Below are 25,189 nucleotides of genomic sequence, written 5' to 3'. Positions count from 1 at the left end.
CTGTACGGGTGAGGGTGCGTGAATGGGATCCCCGGGCGGCGTCGGCCGAGGAGATCAGATCGCTCGTGGAGACGGTCAACTCGGTGCTGTCCACCGATCTCCCCGGCGATCCACCATGGCAGGACGTTCAGATTCGCGATTACCTGGCCGAGACCATGCCCGGCGAGCGCCGGATCAGCTGGGTCGCCGAGGATGACCGTCTTCCCGAGGGCGAGAGCGAGATCTTCGGGCACGTCAGCATCCTGCTGCTCGGCGACATCGGCGTGCTCGAGGTGATGGTCCAGCCGTCGCTGCGCCGCCGCGGCCTGGGTCGGGAGCTGGTCGCGGTGGCCGCCCGCCGGGCCTACCTGGAGGGTTTCTCGTCGATCGGGGTCGAGGCCATCGGCGGCACCCCGGCGATCCCGTTCTACGAGGCGCTCGGCTTCGAACGGGAGTATGTCGAGACGCGCAGCGTCCTCAACCTGAGCTCGGTCGACTGGCCGGCGCTGCACCAGATGGCCGACGGCATCGCCGCCGGTTATCGGGTGGAATACCATCCGGGCGGCCCGCCGGCGGCGCTGCTCGAGGCATACGCGCAGGCGAAGCTCGAGGCGCAGGACGACGACGAGGATCTCGACCTGGCGCCACGGTCGTCCGACCCGCAGCGGCTGCGTGACTCGCTGGACACGCTGCACAAGCGTGGCCTGAGGCCGTACATCGTGATGGCCATGCACGAGTCGAGCGGGGTGGTGGCCGGCCTGACCGAGGTGGTCGTGCCGGTGCAGCACCCGGAGCGCGCCGACCAGTACGACACGATCGTCGTGCGGGCGCATCGGGGTTACGGCATCGACCGGGCGATCAAGGCGCGCATGCTGTTCGAGCTGCAGGCGGCCGAGCCAGGCCTGCGTGAGGTGCAGACCTGGAACGCGCACAACAACGAGTCGATGCTCAAGGTGAACGCCGAGCTGGGCTATCAGGCCGACCGTGACTGGTTCGAGTACGGCGTGGACGTCGCCCAGCTGGTGCAGAGCCTAGAAGCGGTGCAGTAACTGGGCGACCTCGGTGGCCCAGTAGGTCAGGGTGATCTGCGAGCCGGCCCGCTTGATCGAGGTAAGCGATTCGAGGATGGCCCGTTCGCGGTCGATCCAGCCGTTCGCGGCGGCTGCCTCGATCATCGCGTACTCACCCGAGACCTGGTAGGCCGCGACCGGGACGTCGACCCGCTCGCGGACTGCCGCGATCACGTCGAGGTAGGCCAGGGCCGGCTTCACCATGACGATGTCGGCGCCTTCGGCCACGTCGAGGTCGACCTCGCGGAGGGCCTCGCGGAAGTTCGGCGGGTCCTGCTGGTATTGCCGGCGGTCACCCTTCAGCGACGACTGGACGGCCTCACGGAACGGGCCGTAGAACGCACCCGCGTACTTCGCCGAGTAGGCCAGTACTGAAACGTCCTGGTAGCCGGCTTTGTCCAAGGCGCGCCGGACGACGCCGACCTGGCCGTCCATCATCCCGGAGGTGCCGACCATGTGTGCTCCGGCGGCGGCCTGCGCCACTCCCAGCTCGGCGTAGAGAGCCAGGGTGGCGTCGTTGTCCACCGAACCGTCGGCGGCCAGAACCCCGCAGTGGCCGTGCGAGGTGAACTCGTCCAGGCACAGGTCGCTCATGATGACGGTGGAGTCGCCAACCTCGGCGACGAGATCCTGGATGCCGACGTTCAGGATGCCGGCCGGGTCGAGACCGGCCGAACCGGTCTCGTCCTTGTGGTCGTCCGTCGGCACGCCGTACAGCATCAGGCCGCCGACGCCCGCGCTCACCGCCTCGTGCGCGGCCTTGCGCAGCGACTCACGTGAGTGCTGGACGACGCCGGGCATCGAGCTGATCGGCTTGGGCTCGATCAGCCCCTCCTTGACGAAGAGGGGCAGAACGAGCTCGGCCGGCGACAGCCGGTTCTCCTCCACGAGACGGCGAAGAGCGGGCGTACGCCGCAACCGGCGCGGGCGGATCTCCGGGAACATGGGCAATCCTCAGCGGAAGCGAAGGGCGGTGGGTCCCTGGACCTTGGAGCCACGGCGCTGCTTGGCCGGCATAGCGGCCAGCTTCTCGCGCAGCTCGATCGCGTACGACGCGAGCGCCTCGACCAGATCGGGCACGCTTGCGTGCTGCGGCTGGACGTCGACGCGCAGGCCGAACTCGGTGGCGGTCTCGGCGGTCTTCGGGCCGATCACCGCGACGACCGTGCGGGCGTGCGGCTTGCCTGCGATACCGACCAGGTTGCGTACGGTCGAGGACGAGGTGAAGAGCACCGCGTCGAAACCACCCGACTTGATCGCGTCGCGGATCTCGGCCGGCGGGGGTGCCGCGCGCACCGTCCGGTAGGCGGTGACGTCGTCGACCTCCCAGCCCCGGTCGATGAGCCCGGCCGCGAGCGTCTCGGTGGCGATGTCGGCGCGGGGCAGCAGCACCCGGCCGACCGGGTCGAGGATCTCGTCGTGCGGCGAGAACTCGGCGAGCAGACCCTCGCTCGACTGTTCCCCGGCCGGGATCAGCTCGGGCTGGATGCCGAACGAGCGGACCGCCTCGGCGGTGGCCTCACCGATGCAGGCGATCTTCACGCCGCCGAAGTGGCGGGCGTCGAGGCCGTGCTCGTCGAACTTCTCCCAGACCGCGCGGACCGCGTTCACCGAGGTGAAGACGACCCACGCGTACCGGCCGTCGACCAGGCCCTTGACCGCGCGCTCCATCTGGGCGGGGGTGCGCGGGGGCTCGACCGCGATGGTCGGCACCTCGCACGGGATCGCCCCGTACGCCCGCAGGCGCGCGCTCATCGCACCGGCCTGCTCCTTGGTGCGCGGGACGAGGACCTTCCAGCCGTACAGCGGGCGGTTCTCCCACCAGCTCAGGGCGTCGCGCTCGGCGATGTCCTGCCCGACGGAGAGCACCACGCGGCCGGTGAAGCCGAGCGCCGCCGCCACGAAACTGTCGACCGTGGACGTGGTCGTGTACTGCGTCTCGCCGGTCCCGTCTCCGGTCACCGCGACCGGCGTGCCGGGCTCGATGCCGGCCGCGAGCAGGCCGTCGCGGACGGCGGCCAGGTCACCGGCGTCGACCGAAACGGCGAACGAGCCCTTACGGGCCGACGCGGCGAGCGCGTCGAAGTCGAGGGCGCTCACATCGCCGACGTCGGCCGTGGTGCGCACGGCCGGCAGCGGCACACCGGCGTAGGTGGCGACGCCTTCGGCCTGGCCGATGCCGGGCACGACCTCGAAGTGCACGGCGGTGCGAGCGACCGCTTGCACCTCCTTGACCACGGACTCGTGTCCGAACGGGTCGCCGGCCACGAGGTGCACGGCGGACAGACCGGACTTGGCCGCGGACAGCAGCACCTTGGCGACGTCACCGGGCGCGCCCTCGGCCGGGCTGAACTGGGCGTCGTTCTTGGCTTCCGACTTGATCGCGGTGAGCAGCGAGTCGGGCACGCCGCGGTCGTAGACCACCTGGTCGGCATCGGTGAGCGCGGCGTGCGCTCGGCGGGTCAGCAGCTCCGGGTCGCCGGGGCCGGCCCCGACGAACGCGATGCGTCCGGCTGGCTTGCGGGCGGTGCTCATTCTTTGCCTTCCTTACGCATGCGCTCCTGGCCCTCGTCCACGAGGCCGTCGTAAGGCGCGGCCTGGTGCCGCTCGGTGCAGTCGCTCATGCATTGCTCCCCAATAGGGTGTCGGCGCCGTTCTCGAGGAGATCGGCGGCGAGTGCCTTGCCGATCTCCGCCGCGTCGGCGGGCGTTCCGGTGCGCGACAGGCGGATGGCTCGGGACCCATCCGGGCTGATCACCGCACCGCGCAGGTAGATCTCGTCGCCTTCCTCGCCCTCAGCGAGTTCGGCATGTGCCGCGACCGGGGCGGAGCACCCGGCCTCGAGCGTGGCCAGCAACGCCCGTTCCGCAACGACAGCGGCGCGGGACGGTGCATGATCGAGTGCGGCCAACAGCTCGACCAGGTCTGCGTCGTCGGACCGGCACTCCACCGCCAGTGCGCCCTGGGCGGGGGCGGGCAGCATGAGCATCGGATCCAACGTCTCGGCGATCTCGCTCGCGCGGCCGAGGCGCGCCACACCGGCTCGGGCGATCACGACGGCATCCAGATCGGCCTCGGGTCCGAGGACCCGGGCGATCCGGCTGTCGATATTCCCGCGGATCGGCGTGACCTGCAACTCTAGGCCCAAAGCATGCAGTTGCGCGATTCGGCGCACCGCTCCGGTTCCGATGGTCGACCCCGGCGGCAGCTCGGCCAGCGTCCGGTCACCGCGCGAGATCAACACGTCACGCGGATCCTGGCGCGGCGGGACGGCCGCGATGTGCAGGCTGGCGGGCAGAGCGGTGGGCAGATCCTTGTACGAGTGGACGGCGAAATCGATCTCGCCGGCCAGCAGTGCGTCCCGCAATGCCGACACGAAGACGCCCACACCCAGGGTGGCGACGGGCGCGTTGGACCGGTCGCCGGAGGTGACGATGCGCACCAGCTCGACGGGCCGGCCGGTGGCGGCGGTGAACGCGTCGGCGGTCTGCTGCGACTGCGCCAGCGCCAGCGCGCTGCCACGAGTGCCGAGACGAAGCGGTGAACTCACGATTTGCCTCCGATCTCGGGTACGGCGTCGGCCTGGGTGGCGTACTGCGGCACGTCCAAGTCGAACAACTCACGTAACATGGCGGCGTACTGGTCGCCACCCGGTTCGGCGGCGAGCCGGCGCACCCGCACGGTCGGCGAATGCAGCAGCTGCTGGACGACCCGATGCAGCGTACGGGAAACCTCGCCCCGTTGCTCCTCGGTGAATTCCGGCTTGCGCGACCACAACTTGCGCAGCTCGGCCGACACGATGTCCTCGGCCCGGGTCCGCAGCGCGGCCACCGTCGGCGCGATCTCGGTGCCGCGCAGCCAGCCGAGGAAATGGTCCACCTCGGCGGTGACGATCTGCTCGACGGCGGCGGTATCGGCGGCCGCCGGCAGGGCCCGCCGGGACGTGGCCAGGCTGTCGATGTCGATGATGGTGATGCCGTCGAGGCCGGTCACGTCGGGCGCCACGTCGCGCGGCACCGCGAGGTCGAGCACCACGAGCGGCCCGGCCGAGGCGAGACGGTCGCGGGTCAGCACCGGCTCGGTCGACGCCGTGGCGGAGATGACCAGGTCGGCCTCGCGAAGGGCGAGGTCGAGGTCCGCGAAGGGTACGGCCACCGCGCCGTACGCCTCGGCGAGTCGGTCGGCGCGCGCGCCGCTGCGGTTGGTGATCCGCACCGGCCCGATACCGGCCCGGGTCAGCGTGGCCACCGTCAGCGCACCCATGGCCCCGGCGCCGATCACGAGGGCCGACTTGCCGTCGAGATCGCCCAGGTAGGAGGAGGCCACCTCGAGCGCGGCCGTGACCACGCTCTGCCCGGCTTTGTCGATGCCGGTCTCGGCGTGCGCCCGCTTGCCGACCCGCAGCGCCTGCTGCATCAGCTCGTGCAGCAACCGGCCGGCGGTGTCCGACTCGGTCGCCGAGTGATAGGCGTCCCGCAACTGGCCGAGGATCTGCGCCTCGCCCACGACCATCGAGTCGAGGCCGGCCGACACCCGGAACGAGTGCAGCACCGCCGCCTCGTCGTAGTGCACGTAGAGATGACCGGCCAGCTCGGTGGCCGGGATGCCGGACGCCTCGGCGAGCACGTTGCAGACGTCGCCGAGACCGCCGTGGAAGCCGCTGACCGCCGCGTAGATCTCCACCCGGTTGCAGGTGGAGAGGAGGACGGCCTCGCCCACGTACGGCTGGCCGACGAGTTTCTGCAGGACCCGTGGGACGTCGGCCTCGGCGATGGTGAGCCGTTCCAGCGTGCTGACGTCGGCGGTGCGATAGGACGCACCGACGCTGAGCAGGTTCACGACCCGACCGCCTCCTGGTTTCCCGCCCCCGTGGCGGAACGGCCGCCCGGCAGCGCCGTGAGCGAAGCCTTGCGGTGCTCATGGAATGAGAGGATCTGCAGCTCGATGGCGAGGTCGACTTTGCGTACGTCGACGTTTGCCGGCACCGAGAGGACACACGGCGCGAAGTTGAGAATGCTGGTGACGCCCGCCGCGACCAGTTCGTCGGCGACCGCCTGGGCGGCGCCGGCCGGGGTGGCGATGACGCCGATCGCGAGGGTCTCCTCGGCGGCGACCGCGGGCAGCTCGTCGATGTGCCGCACGACCAGACCGTGTATGCGCTCGCCGACCTTGGCCGGGTCGGCGTCGAACAGGGCCACTATTTTGAAACCGCGGCTGGCGAAGCCGTCGTAGCCCGCGAGGGCGTGCCCGAGGTTACCGACTCCGACCAGGCCGACGGCCCGGCGCTGGTCGAGACCGAGGACGTACTCGATCTGCTCGATCAGCAGGGCGACGTCGTAGCCGACGCCGCGGGTGCCGTACGACCCGAGGTGGGAGAGATCCTTGCGAAGCTTGGCCGAGTTGACCCCGGCGGCGGCCGCGAGACCTTCGCTCGAGATCGTGTCCGCACCACCCTCGCCGAGGTTGTGCAGTGCGCGTAGGTATTCCGGTAGCCGGGCGATCGTCGCCTCCGGAAGATCCGGGAAGGCGGGGACGGCGCCGGCCCGATCGCCGTTACCGGACGTGCTTCCGTGCCGCTGCTGACTCATCTGACTCCGTGCCGACGAGGTGTCGAACCCTGAATGCGAGCCCCCTGGACGCCTGGCTTATCAGCCTGTGGTACCGGAGCTCGTCGCAGTCACAGAGTAGGCGCTTGTGAAGGCGTGCACAAATCGCGATCTTGGCCCCACGAGTGGACAAAGATCCACTAAACGTGCTAGTGAGCCCCGCCGCTGAAAGTATGCCCGCTGATCGGTCCGCTCGGCCACTTCGCTACAGCATCCGGGCCATCTCCACGGCCTCGAGCAGCGTGTCCGCAACCGGATAGCCCGACGCGCGGAGCCGGTCGGGGTGGGTGAAGCCTCCGGTGTAGAGCACGACCTTGCCGCCGACCGCGTCGGCCGCGGCCGCGTCGTCGAGCGAGTCGCCGATCAGTACGACGTCGTCGCCGGCGACCCCGAGCTCGTCGAGATGGGTGGCGAGGTGACCGGCCTTGAGGTGGCCGCCGACCTCGGTCCGCAGGCCGTCGACCCGGGTGAAGACGCCCGCCAGCCCGTACGTCTCGACCGCCGGGACCAGCTCGTTGTGGAACCACATGGACAGCAGCGACTGGGAGCCCGGCCAGGCCTTGATCGCGGTCATCGCGTCGGCGGCCAGGGTCATGCTGGTCAGCCCCAGCCGGTAGGCGTCGTGGAAGATCCGGTCGAGCTCGCCGAACTCCGCCTCGTCGATCGCCCGCCCCAGGATCTCCGCGTAGAAGTCGGCCACCGGCCGCCGGAAGCGGGACCGATGCTCGTCGGCGTCCACGTTGCGCCCGCCGATCGACTCGAACGCCGTGTTGGTCGAGGAGACCACCAGACTGAGGTCGTCGAGAAGAGTGCCGTTCCAGTCCCAGACAAGATGAGTGCGCGCCACGGCCAACAACCTATATGCGGGGCTCCCCCGGCGGTCGAGCCAAATCCCGTAACAGCCGCGTTTCCTCGACCCGCCAGTAGCCGTGCTCGGTGCCGTCGAGCAGCACCACCGGCACCCGATCGCCGTAGTCACGCTGCAGTTCGACGTCCGAGTCGACGTCCACCCGATCCCACCGGCCAGGAACTATGCGATCGAGCACACCCTCGGCCTCGGCACAGAGATGGCAGCCGTCCCGGCTGATCAGAACAACCCGATTCATGACGACAGATCCCCCTTGCGCACCTTGCCGATGGCCGAGTGCGGAAGTTCACGCACCAGCTCGACGCTCGGCAGCTTGAACCGGGCCAGCCGGGCCGCGCAGAAGACCTGCAGCTCGGCGGGAGTCGGGGCGGGATCGAGGGCGGAGACGACGTACGCGTGCGGGCGCTGACCGCTCGCCTGGTCGGGCACCCCGACCACGGCCGCCTCGGCCACCCCCGGATGCGCGGTGAGCACCCGCTCGATCTCCGCCGGGTAGACGTTGAAGCCGTTCACCAGGATCAGCTCGCCGATCCGGTCGACCAGGTGCAGATCGCCGTCGGCGTCGGCGTAGGCGATGTCCCCGGTCGGCCACCAGCCGTCGGCGTCGGGGCCGCCCGCACCGTCGGGCCAGTAACCGGCGAACAGATTGGCTCCGCGCACCACGATCTCCCCCGGGTCGGTGCCGGCCGTGTCCTCGATCGACAGGTCCAGCTCGGCCAGGTCCTCGTCGGCCGAGGCGGTGCCGTCCTCCCACAGCACGTCGCCGCCGGCCGAGCGCAGTCGCAACGAGACGCCCGGCAGCGGCCGGCCGATCGAGCCGGCCTTGGACCGGTCGCTGACCGCCGTCGTGGTGAGCACCGGGGCGGTCTCGGTCAGCCCGTACCCGATCAGGATGGTCTTTCCGGTGGCCGCGCCGAAGCGGGCCGACTCGGCCCGGTCGAGCGGTGCCGCGCCGCACACCGCGGTGCGCAGACTGCTGAACGCCTTGCCGACGTCAGGTTGGCGGGACCACGCCGAGTACATGCCCGGGACGCCGATCGTCACAGTTACCGCACGCTCAGCAATCACGGACAGTGAGGCAGCGGCATCGAAGCGGTCGATCAGCACCCCGGTGGCCGCATGGTGGGCGACGGTGCCGAGCCCGGTGTTCAACCCGTAGGCGTGAAACAGCGGCATGGCGAGCAACACGACGTCGTCCGGCCCGACGACCGGCGGCTCGATCGCGTCGAGCTGCTCATGGTTGGCGGCGAGCGCGGCGTGCGTGAGCATCGCGCCCTTCGGACGGCCGCTGGTCCCCGAGGTGTAGAGCAGCACGGCGACCTCATCGGCGGCGACTTCCGGCAGGTCACCGGTCGCGGTTCCGAGATCCGGGGGTACGCACGGGGGCGTCGACGACTGCAATCGGGCCCGCACCGCCGGCTCGGCGACCACCACCGCGGCCCGGCAGTCGGTGACCACATGTTCTAGCTCGTCGGCGGTGTATCCGGGGTTGAGCGGGACCGCCACCCGGCCCGCCCGGAGGGTGCCGAAGTAGGTCACCGCGAAATCGACGGAGTTACCGAGCACGATGGCCACCCGTTCGCCGGGCCGGGCCAGCATGACGATCCGACGGGCCGCGGCGTCCACCTTGGCGTCCAGGTCGGCCCAGGTCAGCGCGCTTTCCGGGGTGATCAGAGCGGGATGACCGGGCCGGCGTGCGGCAGCGGCGGCGACTACGTCCTCCACGAGGGACGAGTCTCGCACAGAAGGGCCGAGATTCCGACGGCGGACAGACAGTCCGTCGCGGTCGCGAGAGTGTCCACCATCGTGGCATGCGTTCCTTGTGTCTTGTCTGCGCCACTTCGTATGCTTTTCGCGCAGCGCACATGGTGTGCGACTCCGTGTATTCGGAGCCCGTGATACTTCGTGCCTGAGTAACGGACTCCAAAGCCCTGGGTGAGGTCGGCCGACGATTTGGCGGCTGCCTTCACCCGTTTTGCTATGAGTGATCACCCCTCATCCCGAGGAGGCCGCTGTGCCACAAAAAGCACGGAATTACTGCCAATCCATGTCTGGCGGGACGGATTCGCGGTTGGACCAGGCCCGCCGGGTCGAGGAGGCGCAGTGAGTCATGTGTACGCCGGGGATCCGTACCACCCGCGCCTCGCTGTCTCCGAAGGGTTGAGCTCCCTCCGGCGCTCGGTCGACGACCTGATCGCCAACACCATCCGCGGCGACGGCGGGAAGCGGACGAGCAACCGCCGACATGTCAACGAGTCACCCGGGGTCCGGATGCCACCCACCGGCAATGCCAAGCCGCTGCCGGGTGGTGGCCGGGTCGCGGTGCCCGGACGCCCGTCCATGCCCGCCCAGCCGACCGCCGGCCAGCGCAGCCAACTGCCGGAAAACCCGGTGGTCGGCGACCAGACAGTGGTCGTACCGGCGCAGAGCACCACCGGGCCGCCCAGCGAGAGCGAGCCGCCGAAATATCCGGCCCGCCCCGACCCGGGCGACGCTGCCGCCGAGGTGTGGGCTCTGGTCGAGCGCGCCCAGGCCGGCGAGGCGGAGGCGTTCGGCCTCATCTACGACAGGTACGTGGACACGGTTTTCCGGTTCGTCTACTTCCGGGTCGGCAACCGCCAACTCGCCGAGGACCTCACGTCGGACACGTTCCTGCGGGCCCTCAAGCGGATCGGCAGCTTCACCTGGCAGGGTCGCGACCTCGGGGCCTGGCTGGTCACGATCGCCCGCAACCTGGTGGCCGACCACTTCAAGTCCGGTCGCTACCGCCTCGAGGTGACCACCGGCGACGTGCTCGACGCCGACCGCGAGGACCGCGGGCCGGAAGGCAGCCCGGAGTCGGCAGTCGTCGACCACATCACCAACGTCGCCCTGCTCACCGCGGTCAAGCAGCTCAACCCGGAGCAGCAGGAGTGCATTGTGCTGCGCTTCCTGCAGGGCTTCTCGGTGGCCGAGACGGCGCGGACGATGGGCAAGAACGAGGGCGCGATCAAGGCCCTCCAATACCGGGCCGTACGGGCGCTCGCCCGGTTGTTGCCCGAAGGGTTTCAGTGGTGACCGGGGCCGCGAACATGTCGATCTACGGGTCCCGATATCAGCAGTTGGCCCCCGTAACCGGGGACGAGTGTCACGCGTTTGTCCGGGTGCGACCCCGGAGGGCTTCCAGGACCACCGGTTTCGTCGCTACCGTCGGCGACTCTGCCGACGAGACAGTCACTAGCGAGGGGAGGTGCCCGCTATGAGCTTCGATTTCCTCGACCGGCGGAGCGCCGAGCGCTTCGCGGAGCTTCTCGACGAGAGCACCGGCGGCCGGCGGCATCACAGCCACGGCCCGGCCGACGAGCGACTCGCCGAACTGGTCGCCATCGGTTCCAGCCTCAGTACGGCCAGGCCCGGGGCCCAGGTCGACCCGGAGTTCCGCGTCGGCTTGCGCGCCATGCTGGTCGCCACCGCCGAACGGGACGGCATCGGCCGTACCGCCGCCGACGCCCAGTCCGGGATCGGTGCCGCCGCGGCGGCACCGGCCGGTGGCGGTCTGAAGGCCAGGATTCTCGGCCGGGCGGGCCGGCGGATCCGGGCCCGCGGCGCGATAGTGATCGGCGTCGCGGCCGGCGCCCTGGCGGTCTCCGGAATCTCCGCGGCGAGCGAGAACGCGTCGCCCGGCGATGCGCTGTACGGGGTGAAGCGTTCGACCGAGCGCGCCCAACTGGCCATGGCCGGTTCCGACGTGACCCGGGGTCAGCTGTCGCTCGACTTCGCCCGCACCCGGCTGGCCGAGGCGGTCTCGATGCCGGGCGACGCGGCCGGCTTCCCCGGTGTGCTGACGGACATGGACGCCAGCACCCGCAAGGGCGTCCGGCTGCTCTACACCTCGTCGGTCGCCCACCGCGACCTCAAGCCGCTGGCCACCGTCGAGGCGTTCGTCCAGCAGCAGAGGCAGACCCTGCTCCCGGCGCTGGACCCGCTGAACATGGCCAACCAGCAGCGGGCCTTGGATTCGCTGTCGCTGCTCGACGAGATCGGCAAGCGCGGCGACGAACTGCGCACCGGCCTGAACTGCGCCCAGGTTCTCTCGGCCGGCTCGGACGAACTCGGGCCCAAGCTGAAGGACTGCACCAGCACGGCGGACGGCGCCGCGACGACCCGGCCCAACGGGCACAGCGGCAAGTCGACCACCAAGGCCGAGCAGAAGGAGCCGAAGGCAAGGCCGCAGCGGACCAGCCCGACCGCGAAGCCGAGCATCGGACACTCCGACAAGGGCGGCTCGCCCTCCCAATCGCCGGCTCCCGGCCTGGGACCGGTGGGCGGAACACCGATGCTGACTCCGTCGGAAACACCGGTCGATGAGGGCAGCGAAGACGGCGGCCCGGTCGGTGGGCTGCTCGGCGACATCTTCGGCGACTAGCCGGCACTAGATATGGCGAGGGGCGGTTGCCGGGAGTTACCGGACCGCCCCTCATCTGTCACTATAGCCACTTTCGGCCGGTTATCTCACAGGCCGAACGGGTCCGGTCGCTTCTCCAGAAGCTCCAGCAAGGTGGCCTGAATGGTTTCACGCACCTGGTCGGCGAGGTTGTAGACGACCATCGGGTCGTCCGCGTGCTCGGTCAGGTGAGCGGTGGGGATCGGCGGGCAGAACCGCATGAGCCACTTGCTCGGCAACGGCACCAGACCCAGCGGGCCCAGCCACGGGAACGTGGGCGTGATCGGGAAATAGGGCACCCCCAGCAGCCTGGCCAGCGGCTTGATGTCGGCGAGGATCGGATAGATCTCCTCGGCGCCGACGATCGCCACCGGGACGATCGGGGTGCCGGTGCGCAGGGCCGCCGACACGAACCCGCCCCGGCCGAACCGCTGAAGCTTGTAACGGTCGGCGAACGGCTTGCCGATGCCCTTGAAGCCCTCGGGGAAGACGCCGACCAGCTCGCCCTGGCTCATCAGCCGCTCGGCGTCGGGGTTGCAGGCCACCGTAGCGCCCGACTTGCGGGCCAGCTCGCTGACGAACGGCATCCGGAACACCAGGTCGGCGCCGAGCAGCCGAAGGTGCCGCTCGGCCCTGGTCTGGTCGCGGATCGCGGTCGAGAGCATCAGCGCGTCGAGGGCGAGCGTGCCGGAGTGGTTGCCGACGATCAGCGCCCCGCCGTCGACCGGTACGTGCTCGACACCGAACACCTCGGTGCGGAACCAGTCTCGATAGAGCACCCGCAGCATGGGGTGGAAGAGCGCGTCGGTCAGCTCGGGGTCGAACCCGAAGTCGTCGACCTCGTAGTTGCCGGCCAGCCGCCGGCGCAGGAAGGCGAGGGCCCCCGCGACCCGCTGGTCCCAGACGTCGATCGGCTCGGCCGGCTTTTCACTCCGGGTCGGCTGGGGCGCTTCGTTCGCGGGCGGCACTTCGTTCGCGGACGGCGCCTCGGAATGCCCGTTCATCTGCGGCACCTCCGGGATCGGCCGCCGGCCGTTGAGCCGGACCGGAGCCGCGGGCGCGGGCAGGGCGAAGTCGGCATGGCCAGGCAACATGTCACGGTACTCGGGCTGGCTCAAGCCCGGTCACCCCCGCCGGCGGTGGACCGCAGCGTGCGGACCCCGTCAAGGATCGCGCGCTCGGCCGCTTCCAGCCGGGCGGCGGTCAGCGACGAACCGTTGGCGTGCGCCGCGATGAAGTCGTTGAAGGCGGCCTCGGTGGTGCGCGGCGTGAAGCCGAACTCCCGGACCAGCCGGGCGGTGTCGACCACCCGGCCGTGCACGAAGAGGTCGACCTGGTCGAGGCCGATCTTGCCGATGCCGAGGTTGCGAGCCAGCCCGAGCACCGCGGAAAAGGTGCCCTCGGGCAACGGCACGGACACTCGCCCGGCCCGCCGGACAGCCTGGGACAGCGTCAGGACACCGGCGCCGGCCACGTTGAAGGTGCCCGGGTGGTCTTCGACCACCGCCCGGTTCGCCACCTCGAGTGCGTCGTCGACGTGCACGAACTGGAGCCGGGCGTCCCGACCCAGGACGGTCGGCACCAACGGCTGGGCGAACAGGCGGGTGAGCGTGGTGTCGGCGGTGGAGCCGATGAACGGCGCGAACCGCAGCACCGTCGCGGTCACGTCGGGCCGGCGACGGCGGAACCCCCGGACGTAACCCTCGATGTCGAGGATGTCCCGGGCGTACGAGCCGCGTGGCACCGCCCGCGGTTCGGTGTCCTCGGTGAAGACCGCCGGGTCACGAAACGAAGCGCCGTAGGCAGCCGTCGACGAGCGCACGATGATCTTACGCAGGCCGGGGGCACCCTGAGCTGCCGCGAGCAGCTGCATCGTGCCGATGACGTTCTGCTCCTTCATCGCCTGGCGTCCGCCATGCTGCGAATCCGGAGCACTGGTCACCGCCATGTGCACGACCGCCTCGGCACCGAGGTCGGCCATGGCACCGGCAGCCACGCGAGCATCGGCCCGGACCAGCTCGACGTCCTCCAGGACAGCCCGGAGGGCCGGTGGAGGATCTTGCGGGTCCAGGCCGACGACGCGCTCGATACGCGGATCGGCCGCCAAGCGGGCAGCCACCCGGGCGCCGAGAAAACGGCTGACGCCGGTCACCACGACGACGCGGGGCGGTGAGGTCACCACGGGGAGGACCTTCCGATGCGACTTTCGAAGCGGCGAAAGGCAAGTCGGGCCCGGTCAGGTGCTTGGGTCAACCCGCGGCGGAAAACGCCGAAGGTGAACCCGAGGACACCCGACCGCCCGTCACTTGCCCAGACGGCGACGCTGGACGCGGGTCTTGCGCAGCAGCTTGCGGTGCTTCTTCTTCGCCATACGCTTGCGGCGCTTCTTGACCACGGAGCCCATACGAATTTGCCTCTCGAAACCATGTGGCTCGGACCCGGGTGCCCACCGGGCACGGCCGCATCCGATCTGGACGGCGTCCCGATCTCCTCGCCGCGCGAAGCAGCGGCGGGGGCTGGACCGGGAACCAACCGCACCAGCGTACCGGCCCGGTCGGGGCAGAGCCAAAAGGGCCCCTAGGCGGTCTGAGAGAACGCACCCCGCAGGTAGTCGTGCACCGCGTGCTCCGGCACCCGGAACGACCGGCCCACCCGGACGGCGGTCAGGTCACCGCCGTGCACCAGGCGGTAGACGGTCATCTTCGAGACCCGCATGAGGGCGGCCACCTCGGCAACGGTCAAAAACCGCACCTCGGATAGGCGTTCCTCGGTCTGGGCTGGACCCGTCATCTCGTCGCACCGATCCTTTCCCGGGCACGGCCACCGGCGACTCTCGGCTTCGCGACGCGGCGGCTGACGTGCGTTTCATCAGAACGGTATCGATACCTCTGTGACCAACGCGATGCGTTCCGTGAAATGCGCCAGAAAAAGTCAAGGCCGACACGCCAGTTATGGCACGATTTAGCCCTAAAGAGCTACTTTCCCGCTTCGCGGCGCGGCACGAGAGCGCGCCCGAGCACGGAGATGGTCGAGGGACGTTCGGCCAGGCGACGCATGAGGTACGCGTACCACTGCTCGCCGTACGGCAGGTAGACCCGGACGATGTTGCCGCCCGCCGCCAGCCGCGCCTGCTCCTCCGGGCGCATGCCGTGCAGCATCTGGAACTCGTACTCGTCGGCGGAGCGGTCGAACCAGCGGGCCCGGTCCTCGGCGATCGCGATCAGCCGGGGGTCGTGGGTCGCCACCATCGGATAGCCCTCGCCCGACATCAGAATGTTCAGGCAGCGGACGAACGACTTGTCGATGTCCAGCGCGTCCTGGAACGCCACCGACTCGGGCTCGGCATAGGCGCCCTTGCACAGCCGCACCCGCGAACCCGCCGTGGCCAGCTCCCGGCAGTCGCCCTCGGTGCGACGAAGGTGGGCCTGAAGCACCGCGCCCGTCGACGGATAGTCCTTACGCAGCTCGGCGAGGATCTCCAGAGTCGAGTCGGTGGTGGTGTGATCCTCGGCGTCGAGCGTCACCGAGGTGCCCGCCTCGGCCGCCGTCGCGCACACGGCCTCGGCGTACTCGTACGCCATCCGGTCGTCGATGCGCTGGCCCAACGCGGAAAGCTTGACGCTCACCTCGGCCGCCGGCGTCAAGCCGGCCGTCTTCAACCGGCCGAGCAGGGCGACATATTCGTCGCGGACCACGCGCGCCTGTTCCGCCGTCACGGTCTCGGCCCCGAGCCGGTCCACGGTGATCCCGAGACCGTCGTCGGCCAGCTCACGGGCCGCGCGCAGGGCGTCGGCCACGTCGGCCCCGGCCACGAAGCGGCGGGCCGCCTTCTTGCTGACGGACGCCGAGGAGACCAGCCGGCCGAGACGCGACGAATCCGCGGCGGCCAGGAAGACGGAACGGAGCATGGGCCGAGGGTATCGCCCGAAACCGCGCCGGTCGCGGCAACCATGTCCGTCCGAGCGTGGTGCGGCTACCGTTGTCGGGTGAACTTCGATGCGTACGCCCGCACGGCGGTCGATCTCGTCAACGCGGAGCTCAGCGACATCACCGGGCTGCGTGCTCTGTTCGCCGACGAACAGGGCTGGATGCGGGAACACATCACGGAGAAGGACCTCGGCGTCTTCCGGCGCGCCCAGCGGCGCCTGCGCGACGTCTTCCAACTGGGCACCGCCGGCCGGGACGCCGAAGCGGTGAACGAAATCAACGTGCTGCTCGAGACTTTCCCGGTGCAACCGCGCATCTCCGGCCACGACGCCAGCGACTGGCACATGCACGTGACCAGCCGCGGTGCCTCGGTAAGCGCGGAATATCTGGCCGGCGCCGCCTGGGGCCTGGCCGTCTGGCTGTGCGAGTACGGCAGCGCCCGGTTCGGCATCTGCGCCGACGAGCGCTGCGGCAACGTCTACCTCGACACGTCCTCCAACAACTGCCGGCGATTCTGCTCGGAGCGGTGCGCCACCCGTTCGCACGTGGCCGCGCACCGGGCCCGCAAGCGGGCCGCCAACCTCACGCTCGCCTGAGCTCGCCTCAGGCGCGGGTGATCGCCGGCGCGGCGCTGGTCGCCGGGGCCAGGTGGCGCCGGGCGAACTCCAGCGATTCGCGCAGGTCCTTCTCCCGGGCCGGGCGGCTCGTCGCCTTGCGGGTGGAGACCTCCAGCGCCACCGAACCGGTGAACCCGCGCGCCACCAACGAACGCAGCACCTCGGCGCACGGCTGATTGCCGCGCCCGGGCACGAGATGTTCGTCCCGGCCGGCCCCGGAACCGTCACCGAGGTGGACGTGCTTGAGGCCGGAACCCATCTTCCGCATCATGTCGAGCGCGTCGATGCGGGACGCGGAACAGTGCGAGATGTCCAGCGTGTACGCGTCGAAGCCGGTCTCGGTCGGATCCCAGCCCGGCGTGTAGGGCACGAACCAGCGGCCGGCCATCTTCACCGGGAACATGTTCTCGATCGCGAACGACAGGTCGGGATGGCGCTGCTGGACCTCGGCCAGGCCGGCGGCGAAATTCTTGGCGTAGTCGCGCTGCCAGGTGAACGGTGGATGCACCACCACGGTCGGGGCACCGAGGGTCTCGGCAAGCTGGGCGGCCCGGTTGAGTCGCTCCCACGGATCAGGACTCCACACCCGCTGGGTCACCAGCAGGCAGGGCGCGTGCACCGACAGGACCGGCACGCCGTAGTGGTCGGACAGACCCTGCAAGGCGCCGGCGTCCTGACTGACGGCGTCGGTCCACACCATTACCTCGACGCCGTCGTAACCCACGGTGGCGGCCATCTCGAACGCGGCAGCGGTCGGCTCGGGGAAAACCGAGGAGCTGGACAGAAGCACAGGAACGCGGGAACTCACCCTTTGAAGGGTAGACCCGTTTGTCGCGCGGGCACGCCACACGTAGGGAGTAACCGGTCATACCGGGCGGCAGCGCGGCATTAGGCACCTGCGCGCGTACGCTGTCGCAAGTGACCCGCCGTGACCAGATCCGCCCCGAGGTCGGCCTTGATTTCCCTCGTGAGTGGATCGAGTTCCAAGACCCGGCCGACGATCAACATCTCGTTCGAGCCGACCTGACCTGGCTTCTCTCCCGCTGGACGTGCGTGTTCGGGTCAGCCTGCCACGGCATCGTGGCCGGTCGCGCACACGAGGGCTGCTGCACACACGGCGCGTTCTTCACCGACGCCGACGACGAGAACCGGGTCAAGGCGGCGGCGCAGAAGCTGACCCCGGAAACGTGGCAGCACTACCGGCGCGGTTTCAAGAACTACACCGAGATCGACAGCATCGACGGGGCCAAGCCCGCCCGCCGCACCGCCATCCAGACCCAGGACGGCCCCTGCGTCTTCCTCAACGACGCCGACTTCCCGGCCGGCGCCGGCTGCGCACTGCACGCCCAAGCCCTGCGCGACGGCGTCCACCCGCTGACCTACAAGCCGGACGTCTGCTGGCAGCTGCCGGTCCGCCGGGCCCAGGACTGGATCAAGCGCCCGGACGGCACCAAGATCCTGCAATCCACCCTTACCGAGTTCGACCGCCGCGGCTGGGGCCCCGGCGGTGCCGACCTCGACTGGTGGTGCACCTCCTCGCCGGAGGCCCACGTCGGCTCCGACCCGATGTTCATCACCTACGGCCCCGAGCTGAACGCCCTGATCGGCAAGGCCGCGTACGACAAGCTTGCTGAATTGTGCACAGCGCGGCTTAAAACCGGTCTGATCGCTATCCATCCGGCTACCGCGGCGGCGGCCGAAAGGCCGCGCGAGCGGGGCGGCCGGGAGCCGGCTACCCCGACGGCTCCGGCTACCCCGACGGCTCCGGGCCCGCCGGCCTAGGGCTCGAATTTGTAGCCCAGGCCGCGGACGGTGACGATGTAGCGGGGCGCGGAGGGCTCGGGTTCGACCTTCGAGCGCAGCCGCTTCACGTGGACGTCGAGGGTCTTGGTGTCGCCTACGTAGTCGGCACCCCAGACGCGGTCGATCAGCTGGCCGCGGGTGAGCACCCGGCCGGCGTTGCGGAGCAGCAGCTCGAGGAGTTCGAACTCCTTCAGGGGGAGCTGCACGCCGGCGCCGTCGACGGTGACGACGTGGCGTTCCACGTCCATCCGGACCGGGCCGGCGGCCAAGGTCGGGGTGGACACCTCGGCGGCCTCGGTGCCCTGGCGGCGCAGGACGGCGCGGATGCGGGCGACCAACTCGCGCGGGGAGTACGGCTTGGTGACGTAGTCGTCGGCACCGATCTCCAGGCCGACCACCTTGTCGATCTCGCTGTCCCGGGCGGTGACCATGATGATCGGTACGGCGGAGCGCTGCCGCAGCTGGCGGCAGACCTCGGTGCCGGACATTTCCGGAAGCATCAGGTCGAGCAGCACGATGTCGGCACCGGTCCGGTCGAACTGGGTGAGTGCCGAGGTTCCGGTCGGGGCGACCGACACCTCGAAGCCCTCCTTACGCAGCATGTACGACAGGGCGTCGGAGAACGACTCCTCATCTTCGACCACGAGCACGCGGGCCAATGTGGTTCCTTCCATCTTCCGGACTCCGGGACTAGCGCCCGGCCGCACCGGACTCGATCTCAATTGCCGCTGGTAACGGCAAAGGGGCTTCGGGGGGTTGCGCCGGCAGGCGCAGGGTGAACGTCGAGCCGTCGCCGAGCGCGCTCGTCACGTCGACGCGGCCGCCGTGGTTGGTCGCGATGTGCTTGACGATGGCCAGGCCGAGTCCGGTGCCGCCGGTGGCCCGTGACCTGGCCTGGTCGGCCCGGTAGAACCGTTCGAAGATGCGGTCGACGTCGTGCGCGGCGATACCGATGCCCTGGTCGGCCACGTCGATCTCGACCCAGTCGTCGTCCTGACGCAGGGTGATCGACACCTTGGTGTCCTCGCCCGAGTAGGCGATCGCGTTCTCGACGAGGTTGGTCACCGCGGTGGCCACCTGGCTGTCACTGCCGTAGACCATCGCGCCCTTGGGACCGGCGTACGTCACTTCGATGGTCTTCGCCGACGCGGTGGTGCGCGTGCGGTCGATCACCTCGGCGATCACCCAGTCGATCGAGACGGGCTCGGGCGTGGGCAGCGGCTCGGCGCCCTGGAGCCGGGTGAGTTCGAGGAGTTCGTTGACGAGGCGACCCATCCGGGCCGACTCGTGGTGGATGCGCTCGGCGAACCGGCGGGCCGCGGCCAGGTCCTCGGACTGCTCGTCGGTCGACTTGGCCTCGCTGGCCGACAGGTCGGTCGCGTCGAGCAGGGCCTCGGCGAGCAGCTGCAGCGCGCCGATCGGGGTCTTCAGCTCGTGACTGACGTTGGCGACGAAGTCCCGGCGGACCCGGGCGAGCCGGTGCGCCTCGGTGACGTCGGCGGCCTCGATCGCCACATGTGTCGAGTTGAGGGCCACGGCGCGCAGGTGCAGGCCGAGCGGGGCGGAGGCCCCGCCGGCGCGGCCTCGCGGGAGGTCGAGCTCCACTTCCCGACGCACGCCGGTGCGGCGGACCTGACCGGCGAGGGTACGCAGAATGGGGTGCGCCGCGATCGTGCCGGGCGCGCCGCCGGAGCGGAGCAGACCCATCGCCCGGGCGGCCGGGTTGACCAGCACCGGGTGGTCTTCGGCGTCGAGCACGACCACTCCGACACGCAGCGAGTCGAGGCTCTTGCGGCCGAGCCCCTTCATGCCGTGCTTGACGGCGGCGGCCTCTTCCTCGATGTCGATGGCGGGTCCTTTCTCGTCCGACCGGGAACCGGTGGAAACGGCCTGGTCCGGCGTTTTGCGGGCACGGGCGTACAGCACACCGGCGGCCGCGCCGGCGCCGAGCGCGACGAGAGCCAGGAGGATGCTGTATGCCAAGTCCACGCAGCGATCGTAGGGTCATTGTTTACCTGGGCCCTACGCCTTATCGGACATATCGGACGCGCGTCGAATAATGTTCACCACTGCGCCCGGCGTCGTTCACCGGTGTTCACGTTCAAGCAGTCGGACCGACCTAGCGTAGGCACCAACCAAGGTCATGCCCTGCCCAAACGGCATGACCCCGACCCCCGGGACGACAACATGCGCGAGGAGTTCCAGGCGGATCTCAACGAGGTCAGCCGCCTGCTGGTGACCATGGCGGAGGCCGTGCGGGCTGCCCTGCGCAAGGCCACCTCCGCCCTGCTGACCGCCGATCTCAAGGCAGCCGAGTCGGTGATCGAGCAGGACATCCAGATCGACAAGATCTACAGCCAGGTCGAGAGCAAGGTGGCCGACACCATCGCGCGACAGGCACCGGTCGCCGGCGACCTGCGCATGGTGATCACCGCCCTGCACATCTCCGCCGACCTCGAGCGGATGGGCGACCTGGCCGAGCACGTGGCCAAGACGGCCAGACGGCGGCACCCGTCGCCGGCCGTGCCGGCCGAGCTGCGGCCGGTGTTCAAGGATATGGCCGAGGTCGCCGACCAGATGGCGGAGAAGATCGCCACGCTGCTCGCCAAGCCCGACGCCGAGCAGGCGGCCGCGCTCGAGGGTGCCGACGACGCGATGGACGACCTCGAGCGCCGCCTCTTCCAGGTGATGCTCGACGACGACTGGCCCTACGGCGCCGAGACCGCGATCGACGGTGCGCTGCTGGGCCGGTTCTACGAGCGGTACGCCGACCACGCCGTGAACATCGGCGGGCAGCTGGTCTTCCTGGTCACCGGCGAACCGGTGGACAACCAGAACTGAGGACTCGGCGAAGGAGGAGGCCGGGACGCCACGGGGGCGGCCCGGCCTTTCCGTGTCACGGGAAGGTCAGCGGCCCTGGTTGGCGACCGCGGCCGCGGCGGCCTTGGCGGCATCCGGGTCGAGGTAGGTGCCGCCCGGGTTGGTCGGCCGGAAGTTCTCGTCGAGGTCGTAACGCAGCGGGAAGCCGGTCGGGATGTTCAGCCCGGCGATCGCCTCGTCGGAGACGTCGTCGAGGTGCTTCACGATCGCGCGCAGCGAGTTGCCGTGCGCCGCGACCAGGACCGTCTTGCCGGCGGCCAGGTCCGGCACGATCGCGTCGTACCAGTAGGGCAGCGCGCGCTCGAGCACGTCCTTGAGGCACTCCGCCTTGGGCATCAGCTCGGGCGGGAGGGTCGCGTAACGCGGGTCACCGAACTGCGCGAACTCCGAGTCGGCCTCGATCGGCGGCGGCGGCACGTCGTACGACCGGCGCCACAGCATGAACTGCTCCTCGCCGTACGCCGCAAGCGTCTGCTTCTTGTCCTTGCCCTGCAACGCGCCGTAGTGGCGCTCGTTGAGGCGCCAATGCCGCTTCACCGGAATCCAGTGCCGGTCGCTGATGTGCAGAGCGATCTCGCTGGTCCGGATCGCGCGGCGGAGCAGGCTGGTGTGCACGACGTCGGGCAGAACCCCGTGCTCCCTCAGCAGCTCGCCGCCGCGGCGGGCCTCGTCCTCACCCTTCGCGTCCAGGTCCACGTCGACCCAGCCGGTGAAGAGATTCTTGGCGTTCCACTCGCTGTTGCCGTGTCGCAGCAGCACCAAAGTCCCTGTCATGACCTTCATCCTGCCCCAGCCGGGATCGGCGCGGGCGGCGACCCGGCAGTGGCGGCCGACACGTGGAAAAGCGATTGCCCCAGCCCCTAGGTTGTAAGTGTCAGCAACGCCTTTCGGCACTTACGGGGGACAGCGTGCGGGGTTGGTTCCAGCAGGCCGTGGGCGGATTGCCCAGGCAGTTCTGGTTCCTCTGGACCGGAACGCTGATCAATCGCCTGGGCTCCTTCGTGGTGATCTTCATGGCCATCTACCTGACGACCCAGCGGCACTTCAGCCAGAGCCAGGCCGGCCTGGTCATCGGTTTCTACGGGGTCGGTGGTGCGATCGGCACCACCGTCGGCGGCGTCCTGGCCGACCGCTGGGGCCGCCGGCCCACCATGCTCAGCGCGCAGTTCGGGGCGGCGGCTCTGATGCTCGCGCTCGGTTTCGCGTACGGCTATTGGCCGGTCCTGGCCGTGACGTTCCTGCTGGGCGTGGTCACCGAGGCGGTGCGGCCGGCGTTCTCCGCGATGATGGTCGACGTCGTGCCCGACCGCGACCGGGTCCGCGCCTACTCGCTGAACTACTGGGCGATCAACCTCGGCTTCGCGCTCTCGGCGGTCGGCGCCGGCCTCGCCGCCAAGGCCGACTACCTGTTGCTTTTCGTCATCGACGCGGGCAGCACCCTGATCACGGCGGTCATCAGCCTGATCTTTCTGGCCGAGACCGGACCGGCAACCCCTTCTCCGGTACGCGCCCGGCGGTCGCCCGGCATCGGGGCCGCCCTGCGTGATCGCACCTTCGTCGTCTACCTGGTCATCAGCCTCGGCTCGATAGTCGTGATGATGCAGCACCTGTCCACGCTGCCGATCGCGATGGCCGCCGACGGGCTGTCGGCCGCCACGTACGGCTGGGTGATCGCGGTCAACGGCGTGCTCATCGTGCTCGGCCAGCTCTTCGTCCCCAAGCTGATCGAGGGCTTCGACCGGTCCCGCGTGCTGGCTCTCGCCGCACTGATCATCGGAGTCGGGTTCGGCCTCGGCGCGTTCGCGAACACCGCCTGGTTCTTCGCCCTGACCGTGGTGATCTGGACGCTCGGCGAGATGCTCCAGTCACCCTCCAACGCGGCCACCGTCGCGGCGCTCTCGCCGGCCTCGTTGCGCGGCCGCTACCAGGGATTGAACTCGCTGAGCTGGTCGGCCGGCACGGCCCTGGCCCCGATCGTCGGCGGCTTCACCCAGGAGCACCTCGGCGACACCGCACTGTGGAGCGGTTGCTTCGGGGTCGGCGCCCTGGTGGCGATCGGGCATCTGGTGACCGGGCCGCGCCGGGAACGGCGGATCGCGCAACTCCAGGCGACGCCGGCCTCCGATGCTCCCATCAGGGTTGCCACCCCGGCCACCACGCCGGCCGCCACCCCGGTTCCGCCGGCGGCCGACGATCCGGTCACCGAGTCGCGCGTCTGATCGACCCCCGGTAGCGTCTGTTAAGACGGTTTCCAATCGGGGGTTTGGCGTGCGGGGTTGGCTGCGGACCACGGCCGGTGGCTTGCCCTCGACCTACTGGTACCTCTGGGCCGGGCTGCTGATCAACCGGCTGGGCGGCTTCGCGGTGCTGTTCCTGTCGCTCTACCTGACCGCGGAGCGGGGCGCGAGCACCGCGGTGGCGGGACTGGTCGTCGGCACGTACGGCCTGGGCGGCGTGCTCGGCACCCTGGCCGGCGGCGTCCTGACCGACCGCTGGGGCCGCCGGCGCACGCTGCTCTGCTCGCACCTGGCCGGCGCGGCCGCCCTGGCCGCCCTGGCGTTCGCCGGCAGTCTCCCCCTGATCGCCGCCCTGTGCGCGCTGCTGGGCCTGGCCCAGGCGATGCCGGCGCCCGCGTTCGTCGCCGCGATCATCGACATGGTCCCGGCCGACAACCGATTACGGGCGTTCAACCTGGAGTTCTGGGCCTTCAACCTGGGCGCGGCGGGCGCCTCCCTGGTGGCCGGCCTGCTGGCCGAGTGGAGCTATGTCGGCATGTTCCTGCTCGACGCGGCCTCCACCCTGGCCGCCGTCGCGGTGATCGCCTGGAAGGTCCCCGAGACCCTGCACCGCCCGGCCGCGCCCGACCCCGCGCTCGGGCCAGCGCGCCAGAGCGCCAGGGGCCGGGATGACGGCGGCCGGGATGACGGCGGGCCGCGTGACAGCGGCCGGGGTGACGGCGGGCTGCGGGCGGTGCTCGGGGACCGGATCTTCCTGGCGTTCGCCGGGCTGACCCTGCTGCAGGCGCTGGTCTACACGCAGAACAGCACGATCGTGCCACTGGCCATGCGGGCTGACGGGTTGAGTCCCTCCGCCTACGGCACGGTCGTCGCCGTGAGCGCCGCACTGATCGTGGTGGGGCAACTCTTCGTGCCCCGGCTGATTGACAACCGCCTCAAGGCTCGGGTGCTCGCGACCGCCCAGGCGATCACGGCGGTCGGCTTCGGCCTGCTGGCGGTGGCCGATCGGCTGCCGAGCTATCTGGGCGCGGCGGCCATCTGGACGGTCGGCAGCATGCTCGCCGCTCCGCCGAACGCCGCGATCAACTCCGAGCTGGCTCCGGCTTCGCTGCGCGGCCGTTACCAGGCGGTCTTCTACCTGACCTTCCCGGCCGCGGCCTTCCTCGCACCCGCGCTGGGCGGCGCCGGTCTGCAATACCTCGGCGGCCTGCACTGGCTGGTGGTGGCCGGGGTGGCGCTGCTGGCGGCGGCGCTGCACCTGGTGGCCGGCCCCAGCCGCGAGCGGCATGCCGCCACCATCCGCACCGAGACGGCGGCCACCGCGAAGGTCCGGTAGCGAACAGAGCCCCTGGCGACCAGGCGCGTGGCCCAGAAACACAGCACCGGCGGCGGCGGACGACGCCCATCCCCATAGGCGTCGCCCGCACTAACCGCCGGTCTCGGGTCGCGCCGTCCCCCAACGGCATATGCCACCCGTCCCCAAACGTCGGCCGCGGCGATCATTTCTGATCAACCAGTTCCCCGAACTAACGGTCCGACGTCCATTGATTACGCTAGTTGGGCCGGTCAACTCGTACAAGCCACTTGGCTGTCTGCCATCTGTCTGCACCGTCACAGTCACCCACAAATGGCCGATCGGCGGAGCGCCGCTCAATCATCCGGGCGCCCGGCACCCCCACCGCAACCATTAGTTCACTCAAAAACCGCACAGCATTTGATATTCGGGACCGGCCGCATCAGCCGGCCCCGGAGGTCATCAATCGTGGCTCGAGCGGACAG

At 70.1% G+C, this 25,189-nt stretch carries 25 protein-coding genes; 8 read left to right on the top strand and 17 right to left on the bottom strand.

Annotation, left to right across the window (positions count from 1 at the left end):
* Positions 1-8: 8 nt before the first annotated feature.
* Positions 9-1,028 carry a GNAT family N-acetyltransferase gene (locus Afe05nite_RS01605; RefSeq protein ID WP_203815084.1) on the top strand — a complete coding sequence of 340 codons (1,020 nt, stop codon included), beginning with the start codon at positions 9-11 and terminating at the stop codon, positions 1,026-1,028.
* On the opposite strand, the gene hemB is transcribed toward Afe05nite_RS01605, so the two are convergent.
* The 8 genes from hemB to Afe05nite_RS01565 all read right to left on the bottom strand — a co-directional run bounded on the left by hemB (position 1,011) and on the right by Afe05nite_RS01565 (position 9,248).
* Positions 1,011-1,994 carry a porphobilinogen synthase gene (hemB, locus tag Afe05nite_RS01600; protein ID WP_438867378.1) on the bottom strand — a complete coding sequence of 328 codons (984 nt, stop codon included), beginning with the start codon at positions 1,992-1,994 and terminating at the stop codon, positions 1,011-1,013. The genes Afe05nite_RS01605 and hemB overlap by 18 nt on opposite strands.
* A gap of 9 nt (positions 1,995-2,003) precedes the next feature.
* Positions 2,004-3,584, bottom strand: coding sequence for a bifunctional uroporphyrinogen-III C-methyltransferase/uroporphyrinogen-III synthase (locus tag Afe05nite_RS01595; RefSeq protein WP_203815082.1), 1,581 nt, complete (start codon positions 3,582-3,584; stop codon positions 2,004-2,006).
* 85 nt (positions 3,585-3,669) lie between these two features.
* Positions 3,670-4,599, bottom strand: coding sequence for a hydroxymethylbilane synthase (gene hemC / locus Afe05nite_RS01590; protein ID WP_203815081.1), 930 nt, complete (start codon positions 4,597-4,599; stop codon positions 3,670-3,672).
* On the bottom strand, positions 4,596-5,888 hold the full coding sequence (locus tag Afe05nite_RS01585; protein ID WP_203815080.1) for a glutamyl-tRNA reductase: 1,293 nt from the start codon (positions 5,886-5,888) through the stop codon (positions 4,596-4,598). Before Afe05nite_RS01585 ends, hemC begins: the two co-directional genes overlap by 4 nt.
* A complete protein-coding gene (locus Afe05nite_RS01580) occupies positions 5,885-6,637 on the bottom strand; it encodes a redox-sensing transcriptional repressor Rex (protein ID WP_203815079.1) in 753 nt (250 codons plus the stop codon). The genes Afe05nite_RS01585 and Afe05nite_RS01580 overlap by 4 nt, the downstream gene beginning before the upstream one ends.
* 223 nt (positions 6,638-6,860) lie before the next feature.
* On the bottom strand, positions 6,861-7,502 hold the full coding sequence (locus tag Afe05nite_RS01575; protein ID WP_438867375.1) for an HAD family hydrolase: 642 nt from the start codon (positions 7,500-7,502) through the stop codon (positions 6,861-6,863).
* A gap of 10 nt (positions 7,503-7,512) precedes the next feature.
* Positions 7,513-7,761, bottom strand: coding sequence for a glutaredoxin family protein (locus Afe05nite_RS01570; protein WP_203815077.1), 249 nt, complete (start codon positions 7,759-7,761; stop codon positions 7,513-7,515).
* Complete coding sequence (locus Afe05nite_RS01565; RefSeq protein WP_239117471.1) at positions 7,758-9,248, bottom strand: AMP-binding protein; 1,491 nt, start codon at positions 9,246-9,248, stop codon at positions 7,758-7,760. Before Afe05nite_RS01565 ends, Afe05nite_RS01570 begins: the two co-directional genes overlap by 4 nt.
* A 378-nt stretch (positions 9,249-9,626) precedes the next feature.
* Between Afe05nite_RS01565 and Afe05nite_RS01560 the strand changes: the two genes are divergently transcribed.
* Together Afe05nite_RS01560 and Afe05nite_RS01555 are read left to right on the top strand one after the other, a co-directional pair.
* Complete coding sequence (locus Afe05nite_RS01560; RefSeq protein WP_203815075.1) at positions 9,627-10,580, top strand: ECF subfamily RNA polymerase sigma factor, BldN family; 954 nt, start codon at positions 9,627-9,629, stop codon at positions 10,578-10,580.
* A 181-nt stretch (positions 10,581-10,761) separates the two neighbouring features.
* Complete coding sequence (locus Afe05nite_RS01555; protein WP_203815074.1) at positions 10,762-11,928, top strand: DUF5667 domain-containing protein; 1,167 nt, start codon at positions 10,762-10,764, stop codon at positions 11,926-11,928.
* 86 nt (positions 11,929-12,014) lie between these two features.
* Here the strand turns inward: Afe05nite_RS01555 and Afe05nite_RS01550 are convergent, their stop codons facing one another.
* The 5 genes from Afe05nite_RS01550 to Afe05nite_RS01530 all read right to left on the bottom strand — a co-directional run bounded on the left by Afe05nite_RS01550 (position 12,015) and on the right by Afe05nite_RS01530 (position 15,854).
* Positions 12,015-13,064, bottom strand: coding sequence for a lysophospholipid acyltransferase family protein (locus Afe05nite_RS01550; RefSeq protein WP_203815073.1), 1,050 nt, complete (start codon positions 13,062-13,064; stop codon positions 12,015-12,017).
* Positions 13,061-14,128 (bottom strand): NAD-dependent epimerase/dehydratase family protein, encoded by a 1,068-nt coding sequence (locus Afe05nite_RS01545; protein WP_203815072.1) that lies wholly within the window; start codon positions 14,126-14,128, stop codon positions 13,061-13,063. The genes Afe05nite_RS01550 and Afe05nite_RS01545 overlap by 4 nt, the downstream gene beginning before the upstream one ends.
* Before the next feature lie 120 nt (positions 14,129-14,248).
* The gene (locus tag Afe05nite_RS01540; RefSeq protein WP_007465623.1) at positions 14,249-14,350 is read right to left on the bottom strand and encodes a 30S ribosomal protein bS22; all 102 of its coding nucleotides are present in this window, start codon (positions 14,348-14,350) and stop codon (positions 14,249-14,251) included.
* Positions 14,351-14,523: 173 nt separating this feature from the next.
* Complete coding sequence (locus tag Afe05nite_RS01535) at positions 14,524-14,736, bottom strand: helix-turn-helix domain-containing protein (RefSeq protein ID WP_020512985.1); 213 nt, start codon at positions 14,734-14,736, stop codon at positions 14,524-14,526.
* A gap of 185 nt (positions 14,737-14,921) precedes the next feature.
* Entirely contained in the window at positions 14,922-15,854 is a 933-nt protein-coding gene (locus Afe05nite_RS01530; RefSeq protein WP_203815071.1) for a proline dehydrogenase family protein, read from the bottom strand.
* A gap of 78 nt (positions 15,855-15,932) precedes the next feature.
* Between Afe05nite_RS01530 and Afe05nite_RS01525 the strand changes: the two genes are divergently transcribed.
* The gene (locus tag Afe05nite_RS01525) at positions 15,933-16,469 is read left to right on the top strand and encodes a CGNR zinc finger domain-containing protein (protein ID WP_203815070.1); all 537 of its coding nucleotides are present in this window, start codon (positions 15,933-15,935) and stop codon (positions 16,467-16,469) included.
* A 7-nt stretch (positions 16,470-16,476) separates the two neighbouring features.
* On the opposite strand, the gene Afe05nite_RS01520 is transcribed toward Afe05nite_RS01525, so the two are convergent.
* Positions 16,477-17,298: a sugar phosphate isomerase/epimerase family protein gene (locus Afe05nite_RS01520; RefSeq protein WP_203815069.1), complete on the bottom strand. Its 822-nt coding sequence runs from the start codon at positions 17,296-17,298 to the stop codon at positions 16,477-16,479.
* A gap of 110 nt (positions 17,299-17,408) precedes the next feature.
* Here Afe05nite_RS01520 and Afe05nite_RS01515 point away from each other — a divergent pair, with 110 nt between their 5' ends.
* Positions 17,409-18,272: a DUF3109 family protein gene (locus Afe05nite_RS01515; protein WP_203815068.1), complete on the top strand. Its 864-nt coding sequence runs from the start codon at positions 17,409-17,411 to the stop codon at positions 18,270-18,272.
* On the opposite strand, the gene Afe05nite_RS01510 is transcribed toward Afe05nite_RS01515, so the two are convergent.
* A complete protein-coding gene (locus tag Afe05nite_RS01510; protein WP_020512993.1) occupies positions 18,269-18,952 on the bottom strand; it encodes a response regulator in 684 nt (227 codons plus the stop codon). The genes Afe05nite_RS01515 and Afe05nite_RS01510 overlap by 4 nt on opposite strands.
* Before the next feature lie 31 nt (positions 18,953-18,983).
* The gene (locus tag Afe05nite_RS01505; protein WP_438867430.1) at positions 18,984-20,258 is read right to left on the bottom strand and encodes a sensor histidine kinase; all 1,275 of its coding nucleotides are present in this window, start codon (positions 20,256-20,258) and stop codon (positions 18,984-18,986) included.
* A gap of 222 nt (positions 20,259-20,480) precedes the next feature.
* Here Afe05nite_RS01505 and phoU point away from each other — a divergent pair, with 222 nt between their 5' ends.
* Positions 20,481-21,134: a phosphate signaling complex protein PhoU gene (phoU, locus tag Afe05nite_RS01500; RefSeq protein ID WP_203815067.1), complete on the top strand. Its 654-nt coding sequence runs from the start codon at positions 20,481-20,483 to the stop codon at positions 21,132-21,134.
* A gap of 66 nt (positions 21,135-21,200) precedes the next feature.
* On the opposite strand, the gene Afe05nite_RS01495 is transcribed toward phoU, so the two are convergent.
* Positions 21,201-21,947 (bottom strand): phosphoglyceromutase, encoded by a 747-nt coding sequence (locus tag Afe05nite_RS01495; RefSeq protein ID WP_203815066.1) that lies wholly within the window; start codon positions 21,945-21,947, stop codon positions 21,201-21,203.
* Positions 21,948-22,081: 134 nt separating this feature from the next.
* Here Afe05nite_RS01495 and Afe05nite_RS01490 point away from each other — a divergent pair, with 134 nt between their 5' ends.
* Together Afe05nite_RS01490 and Afe05nite_RS01485 are read left to right on the top strand one after the other, a co-directional pair.
* On the top strand, positions 22,082-23,392 hold the full coding sequence (locus tag Afe05nite_RS01490) for an MDR family MFS transporter (RefSeq protein WP_203815065.1): 1,311 nt from the start codon (positions 22,082-22,084) through the stop codon (positions 23,390-23,392).
* A gap of 49 nt (positions 23,393-23,441) precedes the next feature.
* Entirely contained in the window at positions 23,442-24,746 is a 1,305-nt protein-coding gene (locus tag Afe05nite_RS01485) for an MFS transporter (protein WP_239117470.1), read from the top strand.
* Positions 24,747-25,189 lie beyond the last annotated feature (443 nt).

The sequence above is a fragment of the Paractinoplanes ferrugineus genome (assembly GCF_016862195.1).
Classification (GTDB): Bacteria; Actinomycetota; Actinomycetes; order Mycobacteriales; family Micromonosporaceae; genus Actinoplanes; species Actinoplanes ferrugineus.
This window is presented reverse-complemented; position numbering and strand designations above follow the sequence as displayed.